This window comes from Virgibacillus sp. FSP13 (assembly GCF_054048505.1).
The window spans coordinates 95,350-120,865 of sequence record NZ_JBSVKG010000001.1 but is presented as its reverse complement, the minus strand read 5'-3'; the positions used below and the strand labels follow the sequence as shown (position 1 = coordinate 120,865).

At 41.4% G+C, this 25,516-nt stretch carries 24 protein-coding genes; 5 read left to right on the top strand and 19 right to left on the bottom strand.

What is annotated here, in order from left to right; genetic code table 11:
* Positions 1 to 117 precede the first annotated feature (117 nt).
* Together ACW2QC_RS00575 and ACW2QC_RS00570 are read right to left on the bottom strand one after the other, a co-directional pair.
* The gene (locus ACW2QC_RS00575) at positions 118 to 3,186 is read right to left on the bottom strand and encodes an efflux RND transporter permease subunit (protein WP_457542031.1); all 3,069 of its coding nucleotides are present in this window, start codon (positions 3,184 to 3,186) and stop codon (positions 118 to 120) included.
* Positions 3,183 to 4,037 (bottom strand): efflux RND transporter periplasmic adaptor subunit, encoded by an 855-nt coding sequence (locus tag ACW2QC_RS00570; protein ID WP_457542030.1) that lies wholly within the window; start codon positions 4,035 to 4,037, stop codon positions 3,183 to 3,185. Before ACW2QC_RS00570 ends, ACW2QC_RS00575 begins: the two co-directional genes overlap by 4 nt.
* A gap of 434 nt (positions 4,038 to 4,471) precedes the next feature.
* On the opposite strand from ACW2QC_RS00570, the gene ACW2QC_RS00565 reads away from it, so the two are divergent.
* Positions 4,472 to 4,816: a hypothetical protein gene (locus ACW2QC_RS00565; RefSeq protein WP_457542029.1), complete on the top strand. Its 345-nt coding sequence runs from the start codon at positions 4,472 to 4,474 to the stop codon at positions 4,814 to 4,816.
* 313 nt (positions 4,817 to 5,129) lie between these two features.
* Here ACW2QC_RS00565 and ACW2QC_RS00560 read toward each other — a convergent pair whose 3' ends face one another.
* On the bottom strand, positions 5,130 to 5,606 hold the full coding sequence (locus ACW2QC_RS00560) for a competence protein ComK (protein WP_457542028.1): 477 nt from the start codon (positions 5,604 to 5,606) through the stop codon (positions 5,130 to 5,132).
* Between the two features lie 147 nt (positions 5,607 to 5,753).
* Between ACW2QC_RS00560 and ACW2QC_RS00555 the strand changes: the two genes are divergently transcribed.
* On the top strand, positions 5,754 to 5,942 hold the full coding sequence (locus tag ACW2QC_RS00555; protein ID WP_457542027.1) for a YjfB family protein: 189 nt from the start codon (positions 5,754 to 5,756) through the stop codon (positions 5,940 to 5,942).
* A gap of 281 nt (positions 5,943 to 6,223) precedes the next feature.
* Here ACW2QC_RS00555 and ACW2QC_RS00550 read toward each other — a convergent pair whose 3' ends face one another.
* Positions 6,224 to 6,634 (bottom strand): hypothetical protein, encoded by a 411-nt coding sequence (locus ACW2QC_RS00550; RefSeq protein ID WP_457542026.1) that lies wholly within the window; start codon positions 6,632 to 6,634, stop codon positions 6,224 to 6,226.
* A 461-nt stretch (positions 6,635 to 7,095) separates the two neighbouring features.
* Entirely contained in the window at positions 7,096 to 10,278 is a 3,183-nt protein-coding gene (locus ACW2QC_RS00545) for an efflux RND transporter permease subunit (protein WP_457542025.1), read from the bottom strand.
* Positions 10,279 to 10,547: 269 nt separating this feature from the next.
* Between ACW2QC_RS00545 and ACW2QC_RS00540 the strand changes: the two genes are divergently transcribed.
* The gene (locus tag ACW2QC_RS00540) at positions 10,548 to 11,435 is read left to right on the top strand and encodes a TetR/AcrR family transcriptional regulator (RefSeq protein WP_457542024.1); all 888 of its coding nucleotides are present in this window, start codon (positions 10,548 to 10,550) and stop codon (positions 11,433 to 11,435) included.
* A gap of 282 nt (positions 11,436 to 11,717) precedes the next feature.
* Here ACW2QC_RS00540 and fabZ read toward each other — a convergent pair whose 3' ends face one another.
* Positions 11,718 to 12,137, bottom strand: coding sequence for a 3-hydroxyacyl-ACP dehydratase FabZ (gene fabZ / locus ACW2QC_RS00535; protein ID WP_457542023.1), 420 nt, complete (start codon positions 12,135 to 12,137; stop codon positions 11,718 to 11,720).
* Positions 12,138 to 12,353: 216 nt separating this feature from the next.
* On the opposite strand from fabZ, the gene ACW2QC_RS00530 reads away from it, so the two are divergent.
* Positions 12,354 to 12,500, top strand: a complete 147-nt coding sequence (locus ACW2QC_RS00530) for a lmo0937 family membrane protein (protein ID WP_457542022.1) — start codon at positions 12,354 to 12,356, stop codon at positions 12,498 to 12,500.
* Positions 12,501 to 12,626: 126 nt separating this feature from the next.
* Here ACW2QC_RS00530 and ACW2QC_RS00525 read toward each other — a convergent pair whose 3' ends face one another.
* The 5 genes from ACW2QC_RS00525 to ACW2QC_RS00505 form a co-directional block, all read right to left on the bottom strand.
* The gene (locus ACW2QC_RS00525) at positions 12,627 to 13,208 is read right to left on the bottom strand and encodes a DNA-directed RNA polymerase subunit beta (protein ID WP_457542021.1); all 582 of its coding nucleotides are present in this window, start codon (positions 13,206 to 13,208) and stop codon (positions 12,627 to 12,629) included.
* A 177-nt stretch (positions 13,209 to 13,385) separates the two neighbouring features.
* Positions 13,386 to 14,216, bottom strand: coding sequence for a flagellar hook-basal body protein (locus ACW2QC_RS00520; RefSeq protein WP_457542020.1), 831 nt, complete (start codon positions 14,214 to 14,216; stop codon positions 13,386 to 13,388).
* A gap of 10 nt (positions 14,217 to 14,226) precedes the next feature.
* Positions 14,227 to 15,030, bottom strand: coding sequence for a flagellar hook-basal body protein (locus ACW2QC_RS00515; protein ID WP_457542019.1), 804 nt, complete (start codon positions 15,028 to 15,030; stop codon positions 14,227 to 14,229).
* A gap of 93 nt (positions 15,031 to 15,123) precedes the next feature.
* Positions 15,124 to 16,125: a rod shape-determining protein MreB gene (gene mreB, locus ACW2QC_RS00510; RefSeq protein WP_457542018.1), complete on the bottom strand. Its 1,002-nt coding sequence runs from the start codon at positions 16,123 to 16,125 to the stop codon at positions 15,124 to 15,126.
* 157 nt (positions 16,126 to 16,282) lie between these two features.
* Positions 16,283 to 17,362 (bottom strand): hypothetical protein, encoded by a 1,080-nt coding sequence (locus ACW2QC_RS00505; protein ID WP_457542017.1) that lies wholly within the window; start codon positions 17,360 to 17,362, stop codon positions 16,283 to 16,285.
* Positions 17,363 to 17,512: 150 nt separating this feature from the next.
* Here ACW2QC_RS00505 and ACW2QC_RS00500 point away from each other — a divergent pair, with 150 nt between their 5' ends.
* Positions 17,513 to 18,523, top strand: a complete 1,011-nt coding sequence (locus ACW2QC_RS00500; RefSeq protein ID WP_457542268.1) for a nuclease-related domain-containing protein — start codon at positions 17,513 to 17,515, stop codon at positions 18,521 to 18,523.
* 82 nt (positions 18,524 to 18,605) lie between these two features.
* Here the strand turns inward: ACW2QC_RS00500 and ACW2QC_RS00495 are convergent, their stop codons facing one another.
* The 8 genes from ACW2QC_RS00495 to ACW2QC_RS00460 form a co-directional block, all read right to left on the bottom strand.
* Positions 18,606 to 19,166, bottom strand: a complete 561-nt coding sequence (locus ACW2QC_RS00495) for a hypothetical protein (RefSeq protein WP_457542016.1) — start codon at positions 19,164 to 19,166, stop codon at positions 18,606 to 18,608.
* 140 nt (positions 19,167 to 19,306) lie between these two features.
* Positions 19,307 to 19,594 carry a sporulation transcriptional regulator SpoIIID gene (gene spoIIID / locus ACW2QC_RS00490; RefSeq protein ID WP_457542015.1) on the bottom strand — a complete coding sequence of 96 codons (288 nt, stop codon included), beginning with the start codon at positions 19,592 to 19,594 and terminating at the stop codon, positions 19,307 to 19,309.
* Between the two features lie 592 nt (positions 19,595 to 20,186).
* Entirely contained in the window at positions 20,187 to 20,312 is a 126-nt protein-coding gene (locus tag ACW2QC_RS00485) for a hypothetical protein (RefSeq protein WP_457542014.1), read from the bottom strand.
* Positions 20,313 to 20,532: 220 nt separating this feature from the next.
* Complete coding sequence (locus tag ACW2QC_RS00480; protein ID WP_457542013.1) at positions 20,533 to 21,591, bottom strand: AimR family lysis-lysogeny pheromone receptor; 1,059 nt, start codon at positions 21,589 to 21,591, stop codon at positions 20,533 to 20,535.
* 278 nt (positions 21,592 to 21,869) lie between these two features.
* Positions 21,870 to 22,898 carry a peptidoglycan DD-metalloendopeptidase family protein gene (locus ACW2QC_RS00475; RefSeq protein WP_457542012.1) on the bottom strand — a complete coding sequence of 343 codons (1,029 nt, stop codon included), beginning with the start codon at positions 22,896 to 22,898 and terminating at the stop codon, positions 21,870 to 21,872.
* Positions 22,899 to 23,164: 266 nt separating this feature from the next.
* On the bottom strand, positions 23,165 to 24,337 hold the full coding sequence (spoIID, locus tag ACW2QC_RS00470; protein WP_457542011.1) for a stage II sporulation protein D: 1,173 nt from the start codon (positions 24,335 to 24,337) through the stop codon (positions 23,165 to 23,167).
* Between the two features lie 242 nt (positions 24,338 to 24,579).
* Positions 24,580 to 24,828, bottom strand: a complete 249-nt coding sequence (locus tag ACW2QC_RS00465) for a hypothetical protein (protein ID WP_457542010.1) — start codon at positions 24,826 to 24,828, stop codon at positions 24,580 to 24,582.
* The gene (locus ACW2QC_RS00460; RefSeq protein ID WP_457542009.1) at positions 24,825 to 25,448 is read right to left on the bottom strand and encodes a hypothetical protein; all 624 of its coding nucleotides are present in this window, start codon (positions 25,446 to 25,448) and stop codon (positions 24,825 to 24,827) included. The genes ACW2QC_RS00465 and ACW2QC_RS00460 overlap by 4 nt, the downstream gene beginning before the upstream one ends.
* Positions 25,449 to 25,516: the final 68 nt, after the last annotated feature.

Here is a 25,516-nt window from a genome sequence, read left to right as displayed (position 1 = left end):
CAACAACCTCGTCCGCGTGTATTAGCAAATAGAAAACACATTATTAAAAAACCAAGGGCACCAATCACCCTACGATTAGTACCCTCAATTCGTGTCTTATTTACTTCCCCAAAAAACTTATGCCCCTTTTTTCTTCTTCCTTCTCGTTATCTTCGCAGTCAAATCATCGAACAGTGTATAAACAACCGGGATCAATAACAGTGTAAAGATACTAGAGACGCCAAGTCCGAATATGATCGTGATCGCCAATGGCTGCTGTGTTTCGGCTCCTTCACCTAACGCTAATGCTAATGGCACCATGCCTAGGATCGTTGTTAAAGTTGTCATCAGGATTGGGCGCAGTCTGCTTGGTCCTGCTTGTAATATAGCTTCATACCGGTCGATGCCTTTGCGCCTTAGTATATTGATATAATCAACTAAAACAATCGAGTTATTGACCACGATACCGGCGAGCATAATGACCCCGATAAATGCTGGGATGCTTAACGGCAATCCGGTTACGAATAGTCCGAGCATAACGCCGATAACAGTTGCTGGCATGGAGAACATGATGATTAATGGGAAGAGGAAGTTCTCAAATTGCACTGCCATGACTGCATATACCAGGAATATCGAGAATACGAGCGCTACTGCCAAATCGGAAAATGATTTGGCCATGTCCTCTGCTTGGCCGCCGATATTATAGCTGTATCCTTCTGGAAAATTCATGTCATCTAGCGTTGCTTCAATATCTGTTGTAATACTCGCTAGATCACGGTCAACGATTTCACTTGTGACATTCATCTGTGGCTGTTGATTTTCCCGAGTTAATGTTACGGGACCTTGGATTTCCTTGAATTCCGCTACATCCTCAAGCGGAATTGTCGTACCAGATGGTGATTGGATGTTCATATTTTGCAAGTCACTGATTTTGCTTCGCTCATCTTCTGGATACAATAGCGTAACATCCATTTCGTGTCCTTCTTCTCGATATTTCGTTGCCACTTGCCCGGTGAATTGCAACTGAATTTGACCGGTGATTTGTTGTTGTGTCAATCCATACATCGCTGCTTTTTCATCGTTTATCGTAATTGTTTGCTGTGGAACCCCTGCTGTTGCGGACGATTCTGGGTTATAGACACCATCAACTTGAGAAATTTGGGCAACAACCTGATCGCCAAGCTCCCGTAATACTTCGTGCTCTGGTCCGCTTAATTGAATTGAGACAGGGTCGCCCATACTCATTCCGCTATCCATCGCGCTAACGGCAATTTCTGCACCAGGAATATTTTGCACATCATCATTGATTTCCTGGACAATTTCTTTTGTTGATTTTTCCCTATCTGATGATGGGGTTAATTGCATGGTATATGAAGCGCTATTTCCGCCTCCACCTGCTGCACCAAAGCCACCGCCACCAACGCTAACAAAACTCGTTTCGATTACTTCCTCATAGTTAGCTAGCTTATCATTGACTTGCTCCACAATATCATTTGTATGGTCAAGGGAGCTTCCTGCTGGTGCCTCCACTTGAATTCCAACTTGGCCTTGATCTGAAGATGGAATAAATTCCGCCCCGATAAATGGAATCAAGGCAAGGCTGGCAACGATCGCCACAATGGTTCCGAAAACCGTTGTCTTGCGATGTTTCAATACCCATTTCAATACGTTGCGGTAGCCATTATTGACTCGATCCATAAAGCGGTCGAACCAATACCTGCGTCCATGGTTTTCCATTGCTTTCGATAGTAATTTTGATGACAGCATCGGCACTAATGTTACAGCCACAACAAGTGATGCGATTAGGGAGAAAGATACCGCTAATGCTAATGGTGTAAACAGATCAGAAGCGATTCCTTCAACAAACACAATTGGCAAAAACACGACCAATGTTGTTGTGGTTGATGCGATAACGGCTGGCGCTAGCTCTGAGGCCCCTTTTGTCGCTGATTCAAACAGACTATATCCGCGCTGCCTGTAGGAATAAATATTTTCCAAAATAACGATCGAACTGTCGACCATCATCCCGATTCCGAGCGCTAATCCGCCGAGTGTTAAGACATTCAGCGTTTCTCCGGTAAAATACATGAGCGTAAATGTGGAGATAATCGCAATTGGGATTGATAGTCCAATAACGAGTGTCGCTCGAACACTTTTCAAAAATAATAGCAAAACAAAGATGGAAATTATCCCGCCAATGATAATATTTTTTACGACAGAATTGATCGATAGTGTAATGAATTCCGATGTATCGATAATGACGTCCAAATTCACGCCTTCAGGTAACTCGTCTTTGATTTCATCCATGCCTGCTTTGACATTGTCAGATACTTCGACTGTGTTGCCGTCCGTCTTTTTCATAACCGACAGAACGATGGATGGTTCACCATTAACGAGTGTTGTCGATGACGATTCTTTGTAAGTGTCCTTCACTTCAGCAACATCTTCTACATGAATCGTCGCACCTGTTTCGGTTTGAACAATCGTTTGTTTAATATCATCAATGGAGTCAAATTCCCCTGTTACACGGATTTGTAGGTCTTTGTCTCCTTTTTCAACGGAACCAGCTGATGCCGATTGGTTCGAACTGTTAAGTGCTTGGGTAAGTGTTTGTGCTGTAACACCATATTGCTGTAATTTTGCTTGATCTAATATCAGCTGGATTTCGCGTTCTTTTCCGCCTTCAACGGTTACCGATGCAACCCCACCTTGACGTTCAAAAAACGGTACAAGTTGATCATCGGCGACTTTCGTTAAGGTTGCCGGGTCTTCTCCAGTCAGCCCTACCCACATAACCGGTAATTGATCCGGGCTGAAGCGGAGCACACTTGGATCACCTGCCCCTTCTGGTAAAAATCCTTTTGTTTGATCGATTTTTTCCCTTACATCAAGCAATGCCTGGTCAAGATCCGTACCATTTTTAAACATCATCATGACGAGCGATGATCCGGATTGTGACTGGGTTTGCACAGTTTCAATTCCTTCGATCGAGCTGACAGATGATTCAATCGGACGGCTGACTAAATTCTCAACTTCCTGTGGCGCGGCATCTTCATACGTTGTTGCGACAACAGCAATAGGTAAATCAATCTTCGGAAATAGATCGATGACAAGGTTGCGCATCGATACGAGACCTAGCGCAAGAATCGCTAGCACGATCATGATGACGCCAACAGGACGTTTGACAGAGGTATTTACTAGCTTCACGATGCATTCCCCTCTTTCACAACGTTCACCTTACTGCCATCTTGTAATGTCAGCTGTCCACTTATAATAACGTTTTCCCCTTTTTTCACTTCCCCTTTAATAGCGGACCGGTCAGATTGGGTTTCGTTAACAGTGACATCTTTTTTTACAGCTTTATTGTCCTCGACAACGTAAATAAACGATTCACCGCCTTCTTCTATGATCGCTTCTGTTGGTACGATAATCGCATCTTTCACTTTCTTCTCCGGAATTTGCAGTTCAGCGACAACACCTGGTAAAAAGGCATCATCATCGTTGTCAATTGTCGCTTCTACAGGATATAATCCCGTATCATTTGGTAGTTTCGCAATCGACGTAATTTCTGCTTCGATTTTTTCACCATCGATCATGGCGTTATAAGTTGCTTCTTTATCAAACAACTTCAATTCATCTGCTGTAACAGTGAATTGCAATTTTAACGAATCCAGGTCAATAATTACTGCGAGCGGGTCGGAATTAGACACAACGGAGTCTTCCTCTGCAGTTAAATTAGCGATTTCCCCAGACGTTGGTGCATAAATATTGCGTCCACCAACGGCTGCAATCAGATCATCTTCATCAACGGCATCCCCATTTTCCACTTTAAGTGTTGTTAGCTCACCTGGATTTGCTACCATAATTGGCGTTGACGATTTTGGAGCGGTACGGCCATAGATTGATTTATTGATTACGAGATTTCCTTGTTCGACTTTTGCTGTCTCCACAGCTGTAACTTTATCACTATTATCCTCCTTTGTTTCATCATCTTGATTACATGCTGCGAGTAGTCCAAAACAGACAACTGCTAGTACGATTAAAAATGTCTTTTTCATATATGTATCTCCTCTTGTTTATTTTTTTCCCTATCCAATTTGACTGGCGGTGAAACCACTAATTTATGTACTTTATTTACCTTGTAGCATTACCCTCAGGTTCTCGTTTTAAGGTATTTTAATTCATTTTAGCATATGTCCCTATCATACGGATAACTAGATGGGTTCGTTTCAAAAAAGTTCTTTATTTTTTAAAAAGGCCTTTTCTAAAAGACTGTTGCTTTTTTGAATGCTTCTTCTCTTTTCGCCCGAGTTCACACGATTATGGCACGAGTTTCCTCTGCTTTGGCCCGAGTCCACGCGTTTATGGCACGAGTTTCCTCTGCTTTGGCCCGAGTCCACGCGTTTATGGCACGAGTTTTCCCTCTGCTTTGGCCCGAGTTCACGCGTTTATGGCATGAGTTTCCCCTGCTTCGGCCCGAGTTCACGCGTTTATGGCACGAGTTTCCTCTGCTTTGGCCCGAGTTCACACGATTATGGCACGAGTTTCCCCTGCTTTGGCCCGAGTTCACACGATTATGGCACGAGTTTCCCCTGCTTCGGCCCGAGTTCACGCGTTTATGGTACGAGTTTCCCCTGCTTCGGCCCGAGTTCACGCGTTTATGGCACGAGTTTCCTCTGCTTTGGCCCGAGTTCACGCGTTTATGGCACGAGCTTTCCCTGCTTCGGCCCGAGTTCACGCGTTTATGGCACGAGTTTCCTCTGCTTTGGCCCGAGTTCACGCGTTTATGGCACGAGCTTCCCCTGCTTCGGCCCGAGTTCACGCGTTTATGGCATGAGTTTCCTAACAAGCAGCCCGTATACATGCCCCTTCATAGGTGTTATGCCGACGCCTGAGCGCAAGCCCATTCTTAGTCGGCCTTCCTTTTAACGGGGGAAGAAAGGCATCGGTGAGACCCCGCAGTGCGAAAAAGCAACAAACGTCAAAAGAAATTAAACGTTTACTGACCGGTCAATCGTAAAATCACTGAAATAAGAAATAAGGAAATCAATCAACATTGATCAACTTCCTTATCTCCCACGCTTAACAATATGTACCTACCGTTCTGATTAGAAGTATATGTTAGGTCTTTTCAGCTACCACTACCAGTCTTAGCCAAATGCTGCTGGTCGATTCATTTTCGTTATTACTTGACTAGCCTTTTTAATTTGCATATCGATCGTACTTTCAGATGAGTTGATGTAAATACCTGAGCCATCGTAAAAAGATACATACGTCCGGTTATCGCGTTGTTCATAATATTCGATGTGATAAAAGGAGAGCCATACACAATCTTTGCTTTTGGTTGAGGCTGTGGGCAACATAAATACATCTTTTTCTGGAATTACTGGGATCGGCAATTTGCTGCTGGTCTTAAGAATTTGTTTGACAGCAGTCCTTCTACCTACCAATGTCGAACCATTTGTTAAGCAACTGTTTTGAAGTATTTTCTCCGGTTTATGTATAGAAAGCTTGTCCTTGATCTGGCCAACTTCCAAAATACGCGCTCGATAATAGGCAGAATCTTTTCCCATGATCGCTTTTGTTTGTTGCGTTATTTCATAAATATATAAATCAGCAACCCCCATTTTAAAAGTCCTCCTGTATTTATATGAGACTATTGTACTATGCAAAAGAATAATTATCTAATTAATAGTTCATTTTTTGAAAATATTTCACAAATTAGCAGGAATTGTCGGATTATGGTACACTTTTTGGGTAAGGAGTGATATTACATGGATGTAGCAGCAATGTCAGTCGTTATGGCAAATAGTCAATTGCGTTCCGACGCTAGCCTCGCTATTATGGACAAATCAATGGGGGTAATGGAACAGCAAGGGCAACAAATGATGGAAATGTTGCAGAAATCAGCAGTACCAGTAACCCACCCAACACTTGGAAATGCAATTGATGTAAAAATATAAGAACAAAAGCGCAAGCGCCCGGTTAGCGACGTACGGACTGGACTGAGCCGTAGGAGATAAAGGAAACATGCCCCTGCAAAAGGGGTATGCCGACGTTGGGCGCAAAGCCCGTTTTTAGTCGGCCTTCCTTTAGATGTAAACCGATGTTGACTTATCGTACGGAGGTGAGGGAAGTCTCGCTAGTCGCTGGGCGCTGGAGCTGGACGCGGCTCGTCCTACCTAAGAACAAATTAGAATCAAAATATAATGAAAAAACCCTCACTCATTGAGGGTTTTTGTTTTTATTTATTCTTATTATCATCTACCTCATCATTATCATCGGTAATGCCATCGTTATCTTTGTCATTATTATCGCTACCATTACCAATATCGGCATTATCATCATTGTTGTTCATGTCACCGTTCTGATCCATGTCATTGTTATCATTGTTATTCAAATCGCCATTATTATCCGTTGGGTTGTCGTTATCATTCATATCCCCGTTATCATTATCATTGAGGTCTCCGTTGTCATCATTCATGTCATTCTGATCATTATTGTCTTCCAAATTGTTTTGATCACCGTTATCGTCCTCTTGATTTAGCGGAGCCTCGTCTTCAACGGGATCATCGTTATCATCATTTCCACAAGCGGCGACAAGTGATAATGCTAAAATTGGTGCACCAAACTTTAATAACAATTTTCTTTTCATTCCTATTCCTCCTTTAGATATTCACTTTCGCCATTAGGTTAACCATCTTTTTTGATGTAATACATAAGAGCAGAAGTGTTCTAAAAAGGTAGTGTACGGATCAGGATGCAAAGAAAACTCCGTTGTCCATTTCATCGATTGCTTTCATTATCTCATCAGCAGTCATTTCACAACCACCTCATTTTAATAATATATTTAGTTTAATTATACATTAGAATAAATTTTAACGAAGCATTTACCCATACCTGGTAAAACTTAGAAGTAAGAACATCAATAATTCACTCATACTTATTCAAAAGTATTATTTAGTTATATCCGTGTGAATTGGTTGGATATATACTATGTCACATTTTATATTAACTACGAACGTAATAAGCAACAAACTTCACGAAACAAGCCTACCTTAAAAAAGCTAATATCCCAGCTCAAATCAGATGCCGGGATATTAGCAGTGTTGTTACTTATTCGTCACTTTTCTTTTTGCGAAACTTTGCGAGTGCTTCATAAACAATCGGCACAATCACGAGCGTCAATATCGTTGAACTTGTGAGACCGCCAATTACCGTCACACCAAGTCCTTTCGAGATAAGACCGCCACCTTCCATACCAATTGCCAGTGGTATGAGGGCACCGATTGTTGCAAGTGCAGTCATCAAGATTGGTCGCAACCTTGTTGAACCTGCCTCAAGAAGTGCTTCTCTTGTTGAAAGTCCTTCTTTTTCTTTATGAATAACACGATCGATCAGCACAATTGCGTTCGTTACCACAATTCCAATTAACATTAATGCACCAATCATCGCTGATACACTTAATGGTTCGTTGGCAATCCAAAGTGCTACCAGACCACCAATGATCGTAAATGGTAGGGAGAACAGGATTGCAAATGGTGCTAATGCCCCGCCAAATGTGACGACAAGGACAAAGTAAACAATTGCTACTGCAGCTAACATTGCAAGACCTAATTGTGTAAATGAATCATTGATTTGTTCGGTTACTCCGCCAAATTCAACGTTTACTCCATCAGGCAAATCCAGATCGCTAATTTCATTTTCCAGATCTTTGGAGATAGCTGCTGCATCATTACCTTTCATGTCAGCCGTCAGCGATGCATACATTTTTCCATCCCTGCGTTCAATTGTATCTGGTGATTTTCCTTCCTCAACATCCATCACATCTTCTACTTTTACAGTCGTTCCTAATGGTGTTTGAATTTCCGAGTTCTTCAAATCATCAATACTGTCATACTGTTTCTCATCGACTTCGATATATACATTCACATCTTCGCCATCATGTTTTACCGTCGTAAGGATTGGAGCTTCACCTGAATCACTTAAATTCATACCAATTTGTGCTGCTGTCAATCCAGATTGGCTTAACTTCTTCTGATTTGCGACTAGTGTATATTGATCATAGGCTTCTGATATGCTTGATTCCGCTTTTTCCAAATCATCGTTTTCCTTCATGACAGGCAGAATTTGATCAACGGCACCTTGGATATCTTCCATATTATCGCCGTATACATACATTTCTAATCCTGAACCCATACTTGCAAAATCAATACTACCCCATTCGCCTTTATCTGTATTTTTATTAAGGGTATCAATCACTTTTGTCGTCTCGTCACTAAAGTTTTCAAAATCAGAATCATACTCAATAAAGAATAGCGCGGAATTATCTCCACCCATTCCCATCATTCCACCCATTGGGCTACCGCCGCCTAGTGAGAATTGATAGGTTGTAACACCGTCATGGTTGCTAATGTATTTTTCCGCATCAGTCGCTACTTCTTCAGCTTCTTCCCTTGTTTCTCCTGGTTCAGGGCTGTACGTAGCCATGATCATTTTTTGTTCTTCATCTGGTAAAAAGCTTACACCGATAACTGGTACCAATAAGAAGCTGAGCACTAATACAATGACGGATCCGCCAAAGGTTATCAACTTGTGATTTAATGCCCAATCGAGAATGCGTTTATATCCTCTTGTTAATTTATTCGGCTTTTTCTCGTGTTGAACTGTTTCATTTGTTGCCATTTTGTTTAAATCCTTTTTAAACAGTGAATGTGCAAGCATTGGAACAATTGTCACGGCAACAATCAAGGAAGATGCGAGTGCAAAGACAACCGCCAAAGCAAATGGCATGAACATCTCGCCAACCTGTCCACTTACTAAACCTAACGGCAAGAATACCGCAATGGTAACGATCGTAGAGGAACAAATCGGAATAAACATCTCGCGGGTTGCTTCCCGGATTAAATTGCGTCCCCGTAGTTTTTCACCTGATAAGGCCATTCGTCGATAAATATTTTCAATAACAACAATCGAGTCGTCAATTACCCGACCAATTGCCACGGTTAATGCACCTAATGTCATAATGTTTAAGGTGATGTCCATTTGATCCAGCAGGAACACTGCCATTAATAAGGATAATGGAATCGAAACAATGGAAATTAAGGTCGTTTTTATACTTCTTAAGAAAAGCAAAATAATCACGATCGCAAATAGGGCACCAAATAATGCCTTGCTTAGCATCGTATTAACCGATTCTTCAATTGGTTCACCTTGGTCAAACGTAGTCGTTACCGTAAGACCGTAATCATCTTCAAAGTCACCAATAGCGTCTTTTACATTGTTAACAACTTCAACGGTATTCGCGTCGGGGGCCTTGACAATTTGAATCCCAATAGAATCTTCACCATTTGTTCGGGAAATGGATTCTGCTTCTCCAACCACTTCTATATCAGCTAGTTCATCCAATTGGACAGTTGGAATTTCTGCTGGGGCCTGTGTTTGTTGATTGGCACCATTTGATTGGGCCGCTTTGTTTTGTTGTTGTGTCCCCTGGGCCGCACCACCTTGTTGCTCTGCTCCTTGCTGAGACATGTCGCCTTGAGATGCTGACTGTGGTACAGCAGGAATTTCTATTGCTCGCAAGTCATCAACCGTTGCAACATTTCCATCAATGACCAGATTTTTCACTTCGCCATCAAAATTGGTTAGACCCAATGGAAACGAAACATCAGAACCTTGAATAAGCTGTTTGATTTTGTCTTCTGTTAAGCCATATTTGTTTAGTTTAGCATCATCAAAATCAATCGTTACTTTTTGTACTTGCTGCCCCGTAATTTGGACATCAGAAACGCCATCCAATCCCTCTAAAGTAGGTTGCACATCATTTTCAACCCGCTTCGTCAATTGCTCTAGGGAATGATCCTTATCACTAATACTTAGCGCCATAACTGGAAAAGCATTTAAACTTAAACGAGAAACTTCCGGATCCTCAACGCCGTCCGGCAGAGAGAGATCTGCTAAAGCTTCCTCCACTTCAGTTGTTGCTTCGTCCATATCTTTGTCAAAGTCATATTGAATTTGAACAGACGATGCATTTGCTAATGATGTTGAGTTCACAAGCTCAACGCCATTTAAATTTTCCACCCGTTGTTCAATTGGTACCGTAACTTTATCCGTAACCTCATCAGGTGCTGCCCCTGGATAGGTAGTTACGATGGAAACGTTTGGCATTGTAATATTCGGCATCGTTTCCTGTTTCATATGAAGGCCTGAATATAAACCCGCAACAACAACCATAATGGTTAAAATCCATATGGCAAACTTGTTGTTAAGGGAGAAATTGATAATTTTCTTCAAAAAGTACACTCCGTTCGTTTTTATTTTATGACTGACTGGTCATAATACACAATATCCAATATAACTGATATACGACTGACATGCAACTAATAATTTCCGTTCACCCAGACTTTTTGGTTTAAAAAGTTGTGTTTCCCATAATACTTTTGATACGATAAACTAAAGTCACAATAGAAATGACTAACCGGTCAAAAAAATCATAAACGTTTCTTAATGAGCGTTTTTACTGCCCGCTTGAGGTGGGATGAATAGGTAAAGGACGTGGGTTCATGAATGAAAAGAAGAAAAAAATAATCATTACTTCCATTGATCTTTTTGCTGACAAAGGATTTTATTCAACATCGATTCAGGAGATCACCGATAAAAGTAATGTTTCCAAGGGTGCGTTCTATTTACACTTCCAATCAAAAGATGAGCTGTTAGTTGAAATATTTCGGTATTATTACGAGTTAATGAACGAACGAATTAAAAATGTAATTGACGAACAGCTCAATCCAAAGGAAAATTTTATCAACCAAATGGAAGTACAGTTTTACGAAGTATTAAACCACAAAAACTTTATTTTTACCCAATTGAAAGAACAAGCAATAACATTTAACAAACAATTGTATGATTTTATCCGGTTTATGCAATTGGAAGTGCACAAATGGTATGAAAAAAACCTTACCGCCATCTACGGTGAAGAGGTAAAACCTTATATAATTGATATTGAAACGATTTTTGAGGGGATTAGAAACAGTTATTTGCAGGTGTTAATTCAAGATACAGTTTCGATCAAAATCCCAAAACTGGCACTGTTTCTTATAAAACGTCTGGATGATATCGTCCTTCCGTTAATCACCAACAAGGAAGAACCATTGCTAACCAAAGAAAAGGTCATGCCGCTTTTCTCCGACATAAAGGCACCAGAAGAATTGGCAAAAAAAGAGGTCATGAACTACTTGCTAGACATGCAAAAAATTCTAAATGAAATAGACTTAAAAAAGGAAACAGTGAATGAATTGCAAGGTGTCATTGACTTCCTTATTTCCGAGGTTAAAAAAACCGATTCTAAAAAAATTGTCATGCAAGGAATGCTGGCAAATTTTAAAGGAATTCATCAGTTCGATAAATACCGGAAATTAATATCGGAAAAACTTGATATACGGCTATTGTAATGGAAGGCTGTTTTCGCATAAATTGTTGCTATCTGCCCCGCAGCCCGTATACACTTCGCTTTCCGGGGGCGGCTGGAGAGCCTCCTCGTGCTAACGCACTGCGGGGTCTCACCTATGCCTCTCATCCCCCAGGAGTCTACGTGTATACGGGCTGCTTATGAGGAAATATATGCTTTGATATTTCTTCAACAATCTTTTAGAAAACAGCCTGATGGAAAAAATGAGACCCGCTACCATCCTTAAAGCGGCCCATAACAGGTGAATTTTCTCTGTTCAAAAACCCTATTTAATCGCAAAGGTTATTTCTGCTTCACAGGCAATTTCTCCATCAACTGTGGCAGTCCCTTTTCCTTTGCCAATTGGTCCTTTTAGGCGGGTAATTTCCACTTCCAAATTCAGCTGGTCGCCAGGCTTTACTTGACGTTTAAAGCGGCATTTATCAACACCAGCTAAGAAACCAATTTTACCTTTATTTTCTTCCTTATTTAACATCGTGATTGCCCCAACTTGAGCCAATGCTTCAATGATTAAAACACCTGGCATCACTGGGTAATCGGGAAAATGTCCTTGGAAAAACGGCTCATTAATCGTTACATTTTTCACCCCGACAACACGCTTTCCCTCTTCCATTTCCGTTACCTTATCCACTAATAAAAATGGATAGCGATGTGGGATGATCTCTTTTATTTGTTGAATATCCATGAAAATCGCTCCTTATATGTATGCTTTTTCCTATTATACCAGAAAATTTGGATATGGATGAAATGGTTCGGGGTATCGGCTTTTGTTTTGATAAAAGGATCCCCTAATAGATTAAATTCATCAACAAACAGGGAAACGAATATGTACTAGTGCACTTCTGTCATGCATATAAAAAACAGAAATAGGACAAGTTAACGTTGGAAGGAGGGCATTGCGGTGCTTTGGACTATTATTATCATTTTACTTATTTTATGGGCACTTGGCTTATTATTTAAAATTGCCGGTGGACTCGTGCATATTCTACTCGTTGTTGCTTTGATAGTGTTGATTTATCGATTCGTTAAAGGGAAGCATGATTCTTAGTCTCGCTACAGTTTAAGGCTGGGGCTGGACGTAGCTCATCATGCCTGTGAACACAGAGCCAAATTTTATGCCTTTTTATTATTCAAAAAAGCATGGTTACGCGTTTGTATCCATGCTTTGTGATCATCATTTTTCTTTTAGAACAATATCAATAATATGCTGCCATGTTTCCTTTTCCAGTGCATCTGATGGTTTGCCGTTGCCGATAACCCCATAACCAACCATTGCCCCGATTATTAATGCCCCCGCAAGAAAAAGCAGTACAACAATGATCCGCAGCCAAATTGGAAAGATACGTCGTCTTGGCTTCTTGTTTTTCTTCTTTTCTGCTTTTTGCTGTTGCTTTTGCTGTTTACGGGTTTTCTTTTCCGACGTTTCTTCTGTTGTCGGTTCGGGTTTGCTTTTTTTAACTGTTTCTTCTTCTACTGGATCAAGGGTATCTTTTTCCGAAGCCTCTTTTGCTTTCTTTTCCCGCTTTGCTTGTTTCTTTTCTCGACGTTTCGCAAGCTTCTCTTTTATTATTTCTTTTAGCTTTTTCCACAACTTCTGTAGGTTGTCCAGCAGCTGTTTCAATTTCTTTTTTAGTATTTTTAACAATGCAGTCAGCCGCCAGCGTACGCGTTTTCCCTTTTTACGCAATTCGTTCAGAAACCGGTTTTTGGGCTGTTCTTCATTAACAGTCTTTTTCTTCGATTGGTTAGTGGACATGGCACGGTTCTCCTTATTTCCTTGCAGGGTTCATGATGTAACCATTCATAGAATCTCTACAATTCTTGGATAGCCTTTTCAATGACGCTAGCAAAATCTGAAAAAGTGAATTTCCGATCTTAGGATATCATTTCTATAAAACTACTATAGTGATTTTTTCGTGATTCGTCAATATCACTACCTAAGCTGATTAACGAGTCCCATCATTTGATCGCTCATCGAAATGGTCCGTGCATTAAATTGGTAGGATCGTTGCGTCATGATCATATCTGTCATTTGTTTAGAAATATCAACATTCGATTGCTCCAGTGTCTTGCTTTTTAAAATGTCTGCATTCGGGTCTGTATTTTGAATAATTTCAGCAAAGTTAAAACCTAACGCATCCAAATCAGGTAAGCGGAATTCATTTTGACCAGCAGCTTCTAACAGTCGTGGGCGAACAGCCTCAACTACTGAGAGTTTCCCAACGGCCTCTGTTTGATCACCGCGTTTCACAAGGATTTGTCCATTTGGCTGAATGTCGATGCCATCAAATCCATCGGCAAATGTTATCGGGCCATTTTCACCGATAACAGGATGGCCGTCTTTTGTTGTCAACATTACCGCTTGATTATTATTTATCGGGCTTAAATAGAAAGACCCATCCCGGGTATAGCGTGTTTCTGTAACCCCGTTATCGGTAACTTGAATCTGGAATAGTTGGTTTTCATTTAGCAATGCCGTATCCAATGAGCGGCCTGTTTCTTTCAAGGAGCCAAGTGATAAGTCAATGTTCGTATGGCCTAGCTTCGCCCCCGAGCCGATCCGCACGCCATCAGAAGTTAGACGCCCCTCTGCATTAGCGGGGTCTGTCATATTATCCATTTGCTGAAACAACAGCGAGGAAAAGTCTGCCTGGCGATTTTTATATCCGGTTGTTTGGCTATTTGATAAATTATGGCCAATTAAATCAAGCTTATTCTGTAATTGATTCATTGTTACCGCCGCTTGGATCATTGTTCTTGACATAAATATCCTCCTAACTTAACCGTGCAATTTCACTGACAGCTTTTCCCATGCTTTCATCGTATGCCTTCAGGACACGCTGGTTTGTTTCAAAAGTACGATACGATTCCATCATTTCCGTCATTGACTGCAATGCATCAACATTGGAACGTTCTAAAAATCCTTGCTTTACAGTAAATGTCGCTCCAGCCGGTACTGCATCAGCCTCACCAGCGAATAAGCCATTACCTACCTTTTCTAAGGCGTTCGCATCAGCTGTATAAGCAATGCCTAATGGGATCGTTTGCCCACCAACTTGGATAGCTCCATTTTCTGTAACCGTAAATTCCAATCCACCTGTTTGGATCTGATTTCCAGTCTGATCTAAAACATAATATCCTTGATTTGTCGTGAGAAAACCTTGTCCATCTACAGTAAAATTACCATTTCGTGTATACTGCTGTTCACCTGCTTCATTTTGTACCGAAAAGAAAAGCGAACCCGTTTCATCAGGCAATTCCCCGTTAATGAGTGCCATATCAGTAGAAATACCTGTTTCTCTTATATCACCTTGGGCAAAATTTGGCACATTTTCTTGGACATAAACCCCTGTGTTCAACGAGCCAATGTCCTGCTGCACCGGCAAATTTAACCCTTTCGTTGTCGGAACTTGACGTGATCCCATTTGCTGCATCAGTAGCTCAGGAAATGCACGCAATGTTGGCTGATCCGCTTTATAACCAGGTGTATTTGCATTTGAAATATTATTCGACAATGCTTCCTGACGCCGTTGTTGGGCAATCATTCCACTCGCTGCTGTATAAAATCCTCTAAGCAATGTCTCAAGGCCCCCTTTTAAAAATTTGGTTTAAAACATTAAAATAACGGGTAAATAGATAGACAAATTAGGTTCCTTTTCTATAGGCATGGATCAAACGATTTTTTTGCGTTCAATTTTATCAATGTTTTCTAACATGATGCCTGTCCCTTTAGCAACACAATTCATTGGTTCTTCTGACATAAAAACAGGAACTTTTAATTCTTCTGCTAGCAATTGATCGATACCGTGAATCAATGCGCCCCCACCTGTTAAAATAACGCCGCGATCAATGATATCTGCGGATAATTCTGGTGGTGTGTGTTCTAAAACTGATTTGGCAGCCTGGGTAATCAATGCTGCTGATTCTCTTAGTGCTCCTTCAATTTCATCTGAATAAACGGTAATCGTCCGTGGTAATCCAGAAACCATATCACGACCGCGAATATCCATTTCTTCTTTACGTGAATTTTCAAAAACAGTTGCAACATTAATCTTAATATCTTCCGCAGTACGTTCTCCAATTAGCAATTTATACTTTTTCTTTATGTATTGAAGAATTTCTCCGTCAAATTTGTCACCAGCCATCTTAATCGATTGTGCTGTAACAATATCACCCATTGAAAGGACAGCCACATCTGTTGTGCCACCGCCAATATCAACGACCATATTACCACTCGGTTGGAAAATTTCCATCCCAGCTCCAATTGCCGCTACTTTTGGCTCTTCTTCCAAATAAACCTTTTTACCACCTGATTTTTCAGCCGCTTCCTTAATCGCCTTCTGCTCCACCTTCGTAATGTTCGTTGGGCAGCAAATCAGCATTCTCGGTTTCGACAAAAATCCCTTTACATTAATTTTATTTATAAAATGTTTTAACATAGCTTCTGTTACATCAAAGTCCGCAATTACTCCATCCTTTAATGGACGGATGGCTTCAATATTTCCTGGTGTACGACCAACCATTCGCCGCGCTTCCTCGCCAACCTCAAGCACCCTGCCTGTGGTACGATCCATCGCAACGACTGATGGCTCATTCAAAACTATTCCTTTTCCTTTTAAGTGAATCAAAACATTGGCAGTTCCAAGGTCAATTCCAATATCCCTAGAAAACATGAATCTAGATCCTCCCCGCTACATATACTCATCTCGCACCTGTCAGAGGACATAATGCTACTAATATTATATTTTACCACAAAATTCAACAATTAACTGCATATAATGGAAAAAAGTTCGGTGAATTTTGTAGGGGGAGTAGGTATTGTGAACTAGACTAGTGTGTGGGAGGGGTTGGCGGTTGTTGTGCGTGCTCTCGGGACGATGTTTCTGTTCTCCCGCCGATGTTTCTGCTCTCGGGACGATGTTTTCCTTTTCGCGCCGATGTTTCTGCTTTCGGGACGATGTTTCTGTTCTCGCGCCGATGTTCTCGCTCTCGGGACGATGTTTCTGTTCTCGCGCCGATGTTTCTGCTCTCGGGACGATGTTTCTGCTTTCGGGACGATGTTTCTGTTCTCGCGCCGATGTTCTCGCTCTCGGGACGATGTTTTCCTTTTCGCGCCGATGTTTTCACTCTCGGGATGATGTTTTCTCTCTCCCGCCGATGTTCTCGCTCTCGGGACGATGTTTCTGTTCTCGCGCCGATGTTCTCGCTCTCGGGACGATGTTTTCCTTTTCGCGCCGATGTTCTCGCTCTCGGGACGATGTTTTCCTTTTCGCGCCGATGTTCTCGCTCTCGGGACGATGTTTTCCTTTTCGCGCCGATGTTTTCTCTCTCGGGACGATGTTTTCTCTCTCCCGCCGATGTTCTCGCTCTCGGGACGATGTTTTCCTTTTCGCGCCGATGTTCTCGCTCTCGGGACGATGTTTTCCTTTTCGCGCCGATGTTCTCGCTCTCGGGACGATGTTTCTGCTCTCGGGACGATGTTTTCCTTTTCGCGCCGATGTTTCTGTTCTCGGGACGATGTTTTCCTTTTCGCGCCGATGTTCTCGCTCTCGGGACGATGTTTCTGTTCTCGGGACGATGTTTTCCTTTTCGCGCCGATGTTCTCGCTCTCGGGACGATGTTTTCCTTTTCGCGCCGATGTTCTCGCTCTCGGGACGATGTTTTCCTTTTCGCGCCGATGTTTTCTCTCTTTGGACGATGTTTTCTCTCTCCCGCCGATGTTCTCGCTCTCGGGACGATGTTTTCCTTTTCGCGCCGATGTTCTCGCTCTCGGGATGATGTTTTCTTTCTCCCGCCGATGTTTCTGCTCTCGGGACGATGTTTCTGTTCTCGCGCCGATGTTCTCGCTCTCGGGACGATGTTTTCCTTTTCGCGCCGATGTTCTCGCTCTCGGGACGATGTTTTCAGCAATTGTCAGTTGTCTAGTTTCGTTCTCTAGCTAATATAACTTGTCATTTGGAATTGTTCACAAAAATTTTTTATTTAATTAAAGGATTTTCTTATTTTTTGTCGAAATACCTTATGTACAATAAAATGAAAGGGGAAATTTCTTTGGTCATAATGCTGCACAGAAAAAAGCCATCTGTTATTTTATGCTACGAGGCATTGTTCCGAAATTTGAAAGAGAGGTACAGAACAAATCGAAAACTCATTGAAGATTATAATCGGTTTAATGCTGGATATTACGGTGAGAAAGAGGTTGATTATAACTTATCAATTTATCCTCATAAAGACTTCTTCATTTTTCATAACATCCGCCTGAAAAGTCACATCAATGCCTTTCAAATTGACACGCTAATCCTTTCCAAGAATTTTATATGCATACTGGAAATTAAAAATCTTGCTGGTGAACTGGAATATGACGCAGAGTTAAATCAATTAATACAGAAAAACGGCGATAAAATAACTGCAATCAAGGATCCGGTATTACAAGCTGAGACACAAAAGATGCATCTAAAAGCTTGGCTACAGAAGCTTGATATAGCAATCCCAATCGAAACTTTAGTAGTGATTAGTAATCCATCAACTATTATTAGAATTAAACAAAATGATCCAGACATTTATAAGAAAATAATTCGTACGGAAAGTTTACATTTGCATTTGGACGAGATAAATGAAAAGTACACAAAAGACATATTGAACAAAAGCCAAATAAAAAAGATAAGTGATTCAATAATAACTAATAACACCCCACATCATCCTGACTTAATTAGGAGATATAATATCCAGGATCATCATCTAGTTAAAGGTGTTTCATGTCCTTCATGTGCATACTACCCCATGGTTCGTCTTTACAAAAAATGGTCTTGCCCAAAATGTTCATCTATTGAATACACCGCACACGAACGTATTATATTAGATTATTTCTTACTTTATAACGACACAATCACAAATAAACAATGCCGAGATTTACTGCAAATAGAATCACCTAAAAGCACCTATGTAATTCTTAAATCAATGAATTTAAAATACAACGGGAAAAACAGTGCAAGAAAATACCTCGCACCGCATGTAAATGACTTCCCACAGAACTCCGATTTCCCAGGTAAATTCAAATCTATTTTTGATTAAGTTAAATTTCATTTTAATTATTATGAAGACTGGTTCAGATACTCGATGATTTCCTGGTCCGTGGATGGTATTCCTTCTCGCGTCAATGGTTTCTGTTCTCGGGACGATGTTTTCTCTCTCGCGCCGATGTTCTCGCTCTCGGGACGATGTTTCTGTTCTCCCGCCGATGTTTCTGCTTTCGGGACGATGTTTTCTCTCTCGCGCCGATGTTCTCGCTCTCGGGACGATGTTTCTGCTTTCGCGCCGATGTTTCTCGCTCTCGGGACGATGTTTCTGTTCTCGCGCCGATGTTTCTGCTTTCGGGACGATGTTTTCTCTCTCGGGACGATGTTTTCTCTCTCCCGCCGATGTTTCTGTTCTCGGGACGATGTTTTCTCTCTCGCGCCGATGTTTTCTCTCTCGGGACGATGTTTTCTCTCTCCCGCCGATGTTTCTGCTCTCGGGACGATGTTTTCTTTCTCCCGCCGATGTTTCTGCTCTCGGGACGATGTTTCTGCTCTCCCGCCGATGTTTCTGCTTTCGGGACGATGTTTTCTCTCTCCCGCCGATGTTCTCGCTCTCTATAGAGACAATGATCGCCTCTCGGGCCGCTGACCGGATGATGTTTTCCTGGCTCTCGGATGAAGCTCGATTCCGACTGCATCCCCGAGGGGCACCTAACAAACGACTAAAAACCCAACCATATAAGGCTGGGTTTTTAGATAAAGATAGTAGATAAGTAATCTTTGCTCATTCTATCGTTTTCCCCTGGCCATCACCTCCCTAATGAACATCCCTTTTGTTTCATCCGACTGGTTCAATTGTCGATTCTTTTCCTGGTTCCAGTTCGACACTATATTTTTTTCGGGTTGCTTCACCTCCGCGGAGATGGCGGATTGATTTGTGGTATTCGAGAATATTTTTTACTTCGTTTGCAAGTTCGGGATTTATTTCTGGTAATCGTTCGGTTAAATCTTTGTGGACAGTGCTTTTTGAAACACCAAATTCTTTTGCTATCATACGGACAGTTTTCCTCGTCTCCACGACTGCTTTCCCTATCCTGATAGTCCTTTCCTTGATGTAATCGTGCACACCGTTCGCCTCCCTATGTTGTCTGTTTCCGAGGTGTGGACCTGAGACAAGGTGGTCAAGATGGTTGCGACTTTATAACTAGAACGATCATTGTGCAGCTATGCCTTGTATAATTTTTAATTTTCAGAAATAGAGGAACTTGATTGTCCCTCAAACGTCTATGCAAATGAATTACTTATATGTGCAATATGCTCGATGATGAAAATTGTATGTATTGGGGGGAGTCAAATGGCTTGACATGCTACACAAGCTCTCACCTCAGACACTAATTGATTGCTTGGTTTGTAACATTTTATTACCAATTTTAGTGGAATATGATTAAATTTACACGATTCAATGGAAGGACAAGAAGTATTTTTATAAATTAGGAAAAATACGATCTGGAGGACAGCAAAATCGATCGCAATCAGATTAAATGAGTTGAACCTCTCGTAGAATGAATTTGTGGTGAATTACAGAGTAGTAAAATAATGATTTCTTCTCAATTGATCGCCCTGTCTATAATAGAAAATGGCTCTAGATTAGAAAGCAAGGCCCTTTACTTCTAACTGTAATCCACCACACACAGATTGTAAAAGCGTTACAGAGTTAATTAGTCAATATCGCCATATCCCGGATCTTGGGCAAGGACTTGACTGGTTGGCGTTAAAGTACCAAAGCTAATTGTAATTCCCAACGCCAAAATCATGGTTAGTGTCATGAGACGTACTTTTTTCATTTCAATTCCTCCCTTCACTGTTTTATAACAAAACCCCTATTATCAAAAGACAGTTGAGGTTAACTTAACATAGGTCTGTTCGGAATGACCAACACGCGGTCGAGTAGATAGGGAAAGTCCATTGCATGAACCTCGACCTCAAAAATAAAATTGTACCTTATCATGATGATGTGAATTTTTATGTAAGGTAGGGCTGTCTGAATAGAACAACCCTAATTAATTAGCTGAATTTCTTGGGTGTGTTATCCAATTTCACTATTTCATTTAGTGGCAGCTTGCTGAAAAAATAATCACTTCGTTTTCCGATAAAGTAATTATACGATTGCAGGAGTATATCTTTATCCTGTTTTGCGACACCTAAGTAATATAGTTTAAAGGGACTATCCATTGGGATTTGATTTAAAATGGTTATCGCCTTCGTATAATTTCCCTTTGCAATTTCAAGATGGGCTTGTTCACTTTTGTCATCCGTTTTTATGCCTTCATACTTGTTAAAATGTGCCGACAGAAACGGAATATTCTGCTGCTCAATTACATGTACGCTATCATTAAAATGGTACCTCTTTGATAGCTTTAACGCTTCGGAAAGATGGTACATGCCCTGGAAGTACGTATCAAATGTGTACGTTAGGCCAAGATTGATATGCATGTTTACTTTTGTTTTATTACTTGTTGATTTATTTAGGACACGAAATGCATACTTTCTCGCCATAATCAGTTCGTTTCTTGTCCAATAATAGACGAACAAATTTTGATAGAGTCTTTGATGGAAGTAGGATAGTAACAGCGAATCCTGAACATTATCAAATAATGAGCTTAGCTTATCAAGGGAGTTCCCTATTTTGCCAAATTCTTTTAAATCAAAATGAATGGCTATTTTGAGAAATTCGGTTACACAATTTAACTCTGGATCACCTGTTTTATAAAAACTTAACTGCCTAAGTAATTCACGTGATGTCTGAATACGTTGCCTTCTCCGATTAATAACAAGCTGATAAACTTCTGCCCATTCTCGATTCGATTTATATTCGGATTCCCTATTCTTATTAATTAGTTGCTGTAAATCACCGAGATATCCGTTAATATACAGAAATTCCATACCTTTTTTACTGATTTCATCTGAGGTAGTTTGCAGGCAAAATTTACGCGTTAACTGTAATACGGTTTCATCGTCGTGCTCTTGCTGTAGCATCAGAATGACCTGTTCCAATGATAATTTTCCATCATAAGAAACGGAAATTAAGGAATTGGCTGCAAGATCAGCCTTGGGAAATTCCATTGTGGCCTCTCCTTTCTGAAAATCATAATACTCAAGCTAGTATACGAACATGGCCAATCCCACAAAGAAATGCTAGCTTTGCCAAAGATGTCAATAATGTGACAAAACAAAACATTAAAAACGATTTAATACTATGATAACATAGATTTTGCAGATAAAAAGCCAAATCGTTCGACAATTTTTGCAATTTTACAACTAACTCACTATTTTTTACCATTAAACTCATTTTAAACAAAAAAATAACCCTAGCAAAAATACTAGGGTAACTGCCTATACAATTAGGCATTTGCTGAAGCATGGGATGAATCGGAGTTTAATCCAGTAGAATTTTCATCCATTGCATCTGTTTCCGAATCTTGATTATCGGTTTCGTCCTCATTGTTTGTTGACTTTTCTTTATCCGAATCTGTCGCGTCACTATCATCTTTTGCATCAGGATTATCTGCTGAATCGGCATCATCCGTTTTGTCAGCATCTTCTGTTGCATCGGACTCTTCTGTTGCTTCAGATTCATCCTTCGTACTAGATTCTTCCGTAGCTTCGGATTCTTCAGTCGCTTCGGATTCCTCATTTGCATCTGATTCCTCATCAGCTTGAGACTTCTCCACACCTGTTGCTTCATCTAGCTTGCTGACAGGCTGGTTAAAATAAGCTTCCGGATTGACTGCCTTTCCATCTTTGCGTAATTCAAAGTGGACATGTACACCTTTGTCTTTTCCGAATAAGTTTTCGCCGCTTGTACCGATAACATCACCTTGTTTTACCTCATCACCGGCTTTGACATCGACTTTTCCAAGACTAGCATAATACGTCGTTACCTCGTTCTTATGCGAGATTTCAACAAGATTACCCAATAACGGATCCTCTTTTACTTCGGTTACGGACCCACTTAGTGCAGCTGTAACATTAAATTTCTCAACTTCTGAAGATGCAATATCGATACCTGTGCTTTGATAGTATCGGTTATTGTAAAGGACTAGTGCACTTTCCTGGTCCTCCTGGTCTGCGTTGTAATCAAAAAATTTAGTTACGATTTCTGCTAGATTCTCTTTCTCGACAGGCATCTTAACGACTTCTTGCTGCTCGACAACTGTTTCCGCTTCCTGATCATACGGACTATCGGCATAATCTTCTGTTATCCCTTGCTCATCCTCCGCCTCTTGAACTTGGTTATCCAGGTTTTGATACCACAAAACTACTGTCAAGAGAACTGCAGCAATTGTCAAGTATACTGCCGGGAAAAACCACTTCTTGCGAAAAATGCGGCTCCACTTATTTTTTGAAGCTCCATTGTTTTCTTCTTTCATTGATCATCACCTCAACAACCATTCTGATCAGAAAAAAGAAAAACTATACATTTTATCAAAAAAAATTCTTGACTTTGTGCATTTTTTTAGCAAGATGGGGGAAAGTAAAGGAATTGAATGTTTGGGACATGATAAAAAGATTGTGATTTACGAGAGTTGCTGGTAGTTGACGATATTCCGTCATAGGTTTGCTCCTCATCGGATAAATAATTAACTGAAGCACAACGAATTCGAGTCTTTTGTACTCGATCCGTTGTGCTCCATAATTATTTAGCCACAAGTGTCGGGGCCGTTTCCGTAACCTCACTAATTTTAACCCCTTGATAATAATGCGTTACGATATCCTTATATGTTTTCCCATCCTTGGCCATGCCGTTTGCCCCGTATTGGCTCAAACCTATCCCATGACCGAAACCCTTTGTCTTAAAAACTAAATGATCACTTTTCTGTTCAATGGTAAAGTCAGTTGAGCGTAATTCCAATTTTTCACGAATATCCCTACCGGTGAACTCCTTGCCCCCGATTGTTAATTTATCAACCCGATTACTATCTGTTCTGATTATTTCTGCTGTTATTTTATTCCCTAAATCAACGCCAAGTATTTTCTCAACATCAGAAATGGCGATTACCTTTTGATCGAGGAATTTCGGGGACTTTTTATCCCACGGGCTTTTTACACTGCGCAAATATGGCAACTTATTTTCCCAATAGTCCTCTGAGTTCTCTGTATACCCATTACTTGTGGAAAAGAATGCTGGGAATATTGGTGCATTATCATACGTCAGAATCTCCCCTTTTGTTGCTGCAACTGCTTCTTTTACTTTGCTTATATTTTGATTAAATTCCTTTCCCCACCTTTTCCGAAGTTCCGCTTCATTACTATATACTTGATTGGCAGTTGTGTCTGTCACATCCGGTTTATCTGTTTCATCTTTATGAAGCAGTAGGTCAACAATATATGTCCTCGCCGCTAACGCCTGTGCTTTCAAGGCTTCTAATTCAAACTCATCGACCGGCATTTCTGAGGCCACTACCCTGGTTACATATGTTTCTAATGGGACATTTTCCACCTTATCGGAACTTGCTCGCATCACTTCCACGGAAAATGGAGAGTCCCCTGCACTTAGCTCAACCGTATTATCTGGATCTGGCTCATCATTTGTCTGTATTGTTATTTGCTGATCACCATGACTACTGTCTGGTAAAACGATCAGGGTAGGAATGACTAAAATAATCACCATTAAACTTGCAACAATCAGCATACTTGGTAATTTCCACATCGCCGATTTCCCTGTTGAAAATTTCATCATTTGCTCTTTTCGCTTTGACGACATGTCTCTCTTTAACATCGGTTGTAATAAAGCCTTGTTTCGTTTCATGGTGGACTTCTTCTTTTTCCATGCTTTAGGGGGTTTATAGTTGTATTTGCGATTATTCATCTGCCGCCTCCTTGTAATAAATTGTGTACTACTGCAATTTTGGCCGTAACAATACTGATGGTTATCTGACGTCAAAAGCAGGAATGTTTCTAGCATCCCTACTATTAAACGTATACAAATTCAGAAAACAATAGAACTAGAAATGTGAGATTGTTAGAACAAAAGCGGTAGCGAACAGATGATGACTTATCGTACGGAGCATGGCCTGTGCGGAGTGGCCTTGGACTAGTTGTGATAGTTTACTAATATTGATGGGCTGATGTTTCTGCTCTCGCGCCGATGTTTTCGTTCTCGGGCCGATGTTTCTGCTCTCGGGACGATGTTTTCGCTCTCGGGACGATGTTTCTGCTCTCGGGATGATGTTTTCGCTCTCGGGACGATGTTTTTGCTCTCGGGACGATGTTTCTGCTCTCGCGCGCCGATGTTTTCGCTCTCGCGCCGATGTTTTCGCTTTCGGGCTGATGTTTCTGCTCTCGCGCCGATGTTCTCACTCTCGGGCCGATGTTTCTGCTCTCGCGCCGATGTTTTTGCTCTCGGGCTGATGTTTCTGCTCTCGGGACGATGTTTCTGCTCTCGCGCCGATGTTTCTGCTCTCGCGCCGATGTTTTCGCTCTCGCGCCGATGTTTTCGTTCTCGGGCTGATGTTTCTGCTCTCGCGCCGATGTTTTCGTTCTCCCGCCGATGTTTTCGCTTTCGGGCTGATGTTTCTGCTCTCGCGCCGATGTTTCTGCTCTCGGGCTGATGTTTCTGCTCTCGCGCCAATGTTCTCACTCTCGGGACGATGTTTTCGTTCTCGGGCCGATGTTTTTGCTCTCGGGCTGATGTTTCTGCTCTCGGGCCGATGTTTTTGCTCTCGGGACGATGTTTTCGCTCTCGGGACGATGTTTCTGCTCTCGGGATGATGTTTTCGCTCCCGGGACGATGTTTTCGCTCTCGGGCTGATGTTTCTGCTCTCGCGCCGATGTTCTCGCTCTCGGGCCGATGTTTCTGCTCTCGCGCCGATGTTTTCGTTCTCGGGCTGATGTTCTCGTTCTCGCGCCGATGTTTTCGTTCTCGGGCCGATGTTTTCGCTCTCGCGCCGATGTTTCTGCTCTCGCGCCGATGTTCTCACTCTCGGGACGATGTTCTCACCCTGCCCGCCGTTATCCCACGCTCAAAACACGAAAACTCTTCCGCAAG